Annotated in this window: 6 protein-coding genes; 4 read left to right on the plus strand and 2 right to left on the minus strand. The window is 53.3% G+C overall.

Annotation, left to right across the window (positions count from 1 at the left end; genetic code table 11):
- The 3 genes from VEZ52_RS04730 to VEZ52_RS04740 all read left to right on the plus strand — a co-directional run.
- Nucleotides 1–544: phosphodiesterase (locus VEZ52_RS04730; RefSeq protein ID WP_324835761.1), on the plus strand; the 544-nt coding region annotated here is incomplete at its 5' end.
- Between the two features lie 297 nt (nt 545–841).
- A complete protein-coding gene (locus VEZ52_RS04735) occupies nt 842–1,426 on the plus strand; it encodes a TetR/AcrR family transcriptional regulator (RefSeq protein WP_324835762.1) in 585 nt (194 codons plus the stop codon).
- A gap of 127 nt (nt 1,427–1,553) precedes the next feature.
- Complete coding sequence (locus tag VEZ52_RS04740) at nt 1,554–2,219, plus strand: type 1 glutamine amidotransferase domain-containing protein (RefSeq protein ID WP_324835763.1); 666 nt, start codon at nt 1,554–1,556, stop codon at nt 2,217–2,219.
- A 114-nt stretch (nt 2,220–2,333) separates the two neighbouring features.
- On the opposite strand, the gene VEZ52_RS04745 is transcribed toward VEZ52_RS04740, so the two are convergent.
- Together VEZ52_RS04745 and VEZ52_RS04750 are read right to left on the minus strand one after the other, a co-directional pair.
- Nucleotides 2,334–2,831 carry a nitroreductase family protein gene (locus tag VEZ52_RS04745; RefSeq protein ID WP_324835764.1) on the minus strand — a complete coding sequence of 166 codons (498 nt, stop codon included), beginning with the start codon at nt 2,829–2,831 and terminating at the stop codon, nt 2,334–2,336.
- A gap of 36 nt (nt 2,832–2,867) precedes the next feature.
- A complete protein-coding gene (locus tag VEZ52_RS04750; protein ID WP_324835765.1) occupies nt 2,868–3,407 on the minus strand; it encodes a flavin reductase family protein in 540 nt (179 codons plus the stop codon).
- 515 nt (nt 3,408–3,922) lie between these two features.
- Here VEZ52_RS04750 and VEZ52_RS04755 point away from each other — a divergent pair.
- Nucleotides 3,923–5,056, plus strand: a complete 1,134-nt coding sequence (locus tag VEZ52_RS04755) for a DUF362 domain-containing protein (RefSeq protein ID WP_324835766.1) — start codon at nt 3,923–3,925, stop codon at nt 5,054–5,056.
- Nucleotides 5,057–5,672: the final 616 nt, after the last annotated feature.

A 5,672-nucleotide genomic window follows, 5' to 3' on the forward strand; every position in this document is an offset into this window, starting at 1 on the left:
CTGGTGCCCGGCCAAGGAAGATATTGCGCCCTACCTCTGCTATACGGTGGAAGAAGAAAACCTGCGGCTGATCATGATGGACAGCATGAGCCCCGGCTCCCATTCCGGCCACTTCCCCGCCGAAACCGGCGACTGGCTGGAGCGTGAACTGGCAAAGCGCCCGGATACGCCAACCATGTTCTTCATGCACCACCCCCCCTTTGTTACGGGCATGGGGGCCATGGACGAACCTTTTGAAAACGTGGAACGCTTCGCAGCAATTGTAGAGCGCAACCCGCAGATGCGGCTGTGTTTCGGCCACATGCACCGCCCCATCGTCACCGAATGGCACGGGCGGATCGCCATGACAGCACCTGCGGTTTCCATGCAGATAGACCTTGATCTCTCCCCCGAGGGCGGCGACACCTTCCGCATGGAGACGCCGGGCTATCTGCTCCACCACTTTGACAACGGCGTGTGGAATTCCCACATCTGCCAGATTGCAGTGCAGGCTACTTTTGCCGGGCCGTATCCCTTTGCTGGCTCGGTGAATCCTACCCAATAGTGTTTCCCGACATGAAACACCCGCGCAAGCGGGCCGGGGCTGCCGACATCGGGTCGGCAGCCCCGGCACCCTCCAGAAATCACGCCGCCATGTCTGCCCTTCCCTCTTTTTTCCTGCCCCTTTTCTGCCAGATCCACTCATTTTGAAAGAGCTTTCCTCAATTGCGTGCAAACGCAAGCCTCAATCCGCCCCTTACTATCCACGCGTACACTTTTGTTCACGTTGTCCTCATCAAGTTGATGAAAACTGCGCGCAGCAGATATTGACATCACTATCAGACCGGTCTAATTTTTAGCTATGAAAGAAAGCGCACGAGAAAAAATCATTGCTGCGGGTGTTGAAATAGTCGCTGTTTCCGGCTTCAACGCCACAGGCATAGACGCCATACTCAAGGCGGCGGGCGTGCCGAAAGGCTCGTTCTACCACCATTTTGGCACCAAGGAAAACTTTGGCATTGAGGTCATCAACCTCTTTGCTGAAAACTATACAAAAAAATTGCACGGCTACCTGGATGATGAAACGTTGCCCCCGCTCCAGCGCATCCGCAGGTATCTGGAGGAAAGCATCGAGCGTACAGTGCAGGACAACTTCAGCAAGGGTTGCCTCATCGGGAATCTGGGACAGGAGCTGGCCGCACAGAGCGAACGGTTCAGATGCCGCCTGGAAGAAGTCTTCCACGACTGGCTTGGACTTTTTGCCCGGTGCCTGCGCGAAGCACAGAAGGCTGGCGAATTGAATCCGGGGCTTGATCCCCAGTTACTTGCAGGTTTTCTTCTGTCTGGCTGGGAAGGAGCCATTTTGCGGGCAAAAGTCGTGCGCTCGCCCGAGCCCTTGAAACAATTTGTGAACGTGCTGTTCACAAGGGTTTTAACAGCAGGGTAATTGTTCTGCCGCAACAAAAAGTCGGCTGAGCCTGAAGCAGCGGGCCAAGGCCGCGCATGCCCGGGCCACTCCAGCCAAAAACTGCGACCCCCCAACCCGCACCACACATATAACAGCGAGCATTCTTATGAACGCGCAGAAAAAAATACTTATGGTTACGACCAGCGCCGATGCCCTGACTAACGGCAGAAAAACAGGCGTGTGGCTTGAAGAAATCGCGGTTCCCTATCTTGCCCTGGCAAAGGCTGGCCTCTCCATAACCGTTGCCAGCCCCAAGGGCGGCGCGGTGCCAGTTGATCCCCACAGCCTTGATGATGCCTCTGTTGCCAAATGGCCGGACATCCTTGAGCTTCTGAAAAATTCTGCACCTCTCAAGGATATTCAGGCCGAGGGCTTTGACGCCATCTTTCTGCCTGGCGGGCACGGCACCATGATGGATTTTGCCACCGATGCCGAGCTGAAACGCCTGCTCAACGATTTCGCCAAAGCAGACAAGATAATTGCGGCAGTGTGCCACGGCCCGGCTGGGCTGGTTGGAGCCAAAAAGCCTGACGGCTCCCCCCTTGTGGCGGGCAAAACCATAACGGCCTTTACCGATGACGAAGAAATTGCCATGCAGCTGGAAAAGGCCGTTCCCTTTATGCTGGAGACAACGTTGCGCGGTGAAGGCGCGAACTTTGTGGTCGGCCCCATGTGGGCGCCGCATGTGGAAGTGGACGGCAAGCTCATAACCGGGCAAAATCCTGCATCCAGCGAACCCATTGCCCAGGCGGTACTTGAACGGTTGCGGTAAGTTATCTCGTAGAGAAAACGGCAACGCCCGGTTCCCCATTATTCTGGGGAATCGGGCGTTTTTCGATGATTTTGGTCTGGCTTCGACAGCAAAGTGCGGAAGCCAGGACAAAAGTTATTTTACGTAGTGGATGCGCTCCGCATTAAACCTGTCCTGCTGCGTTTTTTGCTCCACAGGATAGCCCATGGGGAAAATGGCAAAGGCCCTCTGCCCAGCAGCCACAGGCAGAATTTTTTCCACCTTTTCCATCCGGTCTTCGTCAGGGGCCACACCAAGCCATACGCCGCCCAAGCCAAGTGAATCCACTGCCAGCCAAAGGTTTTGCATGGCGATGGCAAGATCAATCTGCGCATATTGGGGGAAACGGCAGCCTTCCTGCCGATAGGCAGCCACAATGGCCAGGGGGGCGTCTGCCGCGCACCCGGCATAAGGGCTGACCTGAGCAAGGGCGTGCAACTTTTCTCTGGATGTCACCACATAAAAATCCCACGGTTGCTGATTGCCCGCAGAAGGTGCGGCCATGGCGGCGCGCAGCACCTGCTCGACCTTGTCACTTTCAACGGCGCGGTCTTCAAACTTGCGCACGCTGACCCTGTGGAAAATCTCCTTCATGGGAACCCCCTTGGCTATTGTGTTGCTCACTTTTAATTATTGCAAAATATATGCGCTGACAATTTCGCCATAATAGGCAATGTGCGCATCGCGGTTTGCTCCAACTGCTGAGCCGTCAACGTCCTGAGGATAAAACTTTGACTGGTATTCGGTGATCAGGCTGGGGAGATCCTGCTTCTGCTTGTACACGATCTTGCACTCAAGGGTGAGAGGCAGCTCCTTGATAGCGGGGACAGAAACAAGTTCTGAATCCACAAGGGTCAGACCAGCTTCAGAAATTTTATCCAGATTTCGCCCGCATTTCGCGCCGCAAATACCAATGATTTTTTTGTTATATTCGCCAAAAGGCACGTTGACGGTGAACTCGGGATTTTTATCCAGCAATTCTCGTGTAAAGCGGTGCTCGCGCACATAGGCCACAAATACCGGGCTGGACCAGTCAATGCCGAGAGTTCCCCAGCCAATGGTCATGCTGTTCACCCGGCCATCCGCCTTTGAGGTTAGCAATATTCCCTTGGGCAGAGCTTCAAGAATATTTTTGGCGTATTCGGCAACAATAATTTTTTTCCTTTCCATAATTCGATCCTCATTTAGGTGGTGATATGCTGAGGGCTTAAAAGCCCTTCGGCAGATTTGTGGGTGCAGCCTGGACGGGTTTGGCGGGGCATTGACGATTCTCGCGAAGTGGGCTTGCATTCTCATGAAAAAAAATTTGGCTGATTCCCGCGATGCGAGTTTATTATTAGACCGGTCGTATAATAAGTCAAGCAGATTTATTTGTGCCGTTACGCGGGGCATATTCGCCAGTATAACCATCAGCCCATATTATGATTTCGGAGAATAAGGCAAACAAACAGGAGAATCGTACTAGCGACTTGCCCTATGGCAGGGGTAGAAAATATCGGGTTCAAGGTCTGCCCGCTCTTGGCAGCCCCCTGCCGCAGGCAGTATTCTCCTCATGGCAGCACGCGCCAATGAAAGCGAGAAACAAAAATTTCCAACCGATCACACGTTGCTGCACTTTGGGTCTGCGCTCAATTGTGCAATATAATCTTTCCGGTTCATACAGCTAAACGCAAAGGTGAATACTTATGGAAAAAGCAAAGGTGTATTTTACGGATTTTCGCACCAAGGCTTTTGGCGATGGATTGCCCACCAAGCTGAAGAAAATGATCAAAAAAGCGGGCATCGGCCATATTGATATGAAGGGCCGCTTTGTTGCCATCAAACTGCACTTTGGGGAGCTTGGCAACATCAGTTATCTGCGCCCTAACTATGCGCGCGCTGTTGTTGACACGGTCAAGGATTTTGGCGGCAAACCTTTCTTGACCGACTGCAACACCATGTATCCCGGCAGCCGCAAAAATGCCCTGGAACATCTGGAATGTGCCTGGCAGAACGGTTTTACACCCCTTACGGTGAATTGCCCCATCATCATTGGCGACGGGCTCAAAGGCACGGACGAAGCACTCGTGCCGGTTGCGGGCGGCGAATATGTCAAGGAAGCAAAGATTGGCCGCGCCGTTATGGACGCCGATATTTTCATCAGCCTCACCCACTTTAAAGGGCATGAAATGACCGGCTTTGGCGGAGCCATCAAGAACATCGGCATGGGTTGCGGATCGCGCGCCGGTAAAACGGAGCAGCACAGCAACGGCCAGGCCAACATCAACGAATCGCTGTGCGTTGGCTGCAAGGCCTGCATCAAGCAGTGCGCCAATGACGCCTTGCACTACTCTGCCGATACCAAGAAAACCACGGTTGACCACAATAACTGCGTGGGCTGTGGACGCTGCCTGGGTGCGTGTAATTTTGACGCCATTTCTTTCGCGCATGATGCTGCCATTGAAATGCTCAACTACAAAATGGCAGAGTACACAAAGGCCGTGCTGGATGGTCGCCCACACTTCCATATTTCGCTGATTGTGGACGTTTCGCCCAACTGCGATTGCCATGGCGAGAATGATGCGCCCATTCTGCCCAATATCGGTATGTTCGCTTCATTTGACCCACTGGCGCTTGACCAGGCCTGCGTGGATGCCTGTATGAAGGCCAAACCTCTGCCCGGCAGTCAGCTCGCTGAAAATATTGCGAAAAAAGGATTTGTGGATCACCACGATCACTTTAAAAATTCTGGCCCTGAATCCGAGTGGCGTGCCTGTATGGAGCATGCCGAAAAAATCGGCCTTGGCACGCGCGAATATGATCTGATTGTAGTGAAGTAGACAACAATTATTGCAAGCGCAAAACTGGCCGGGGCAACCCGGCCTTTTTTTCGTTATGCCGCATGGGGCAAAAACTATATAGCCTCAAGCACCAAAGCACAGGCAAACACAAGGACATCCCAAACAGCATTAATGAGACGAGCATCTACAATTGAAAAAAATTCAGCCGTTCAGCGCGACCATATGGATACAATTCCCATGCGCCTCAGCAGAACGGGGACGCCTGTGCGGCGCGCAGCAAGGCGAGGCCGGTTATGGGGCTACGCCCCCTTCGCGGCCCCCCTTGCATCCCCCCCGAAGCACCCCGAAAGAAAGACTATCAATAACCCCAGTGTGGCGAGGACAACGCGGCTTTAGCTCCGGGAGCTTCCCTCTCTCGCTGCGCTCGCTCAGGAGATCTCCCTCCGCGCCGCGTAAATGCCAGATAGCGCTTTAGCTTTGGATAAAATCCGTTTCAGCCAACACCCCAGATAATAATTCTGCTTTGAAAGCTGCTCGTTGGCTCAAACTGCCTTCGCCACAATAATTGTTGCCTCTCAAAAGATTTTGCTTCGCTGCGGGCATCATCACAAACAAAACGTGTTGATTACTCCCCTAGGAACCTTGAAGCAAAACC

Source organism: Desulfovibrio sp. (genome assembly GCF_035644575.1).
GTDB lineage: Bacteria > Desulfobacterota > Desulfovibrionia > Desulfovibrionales > Desulfovibrionaceae > Desulfovibrio.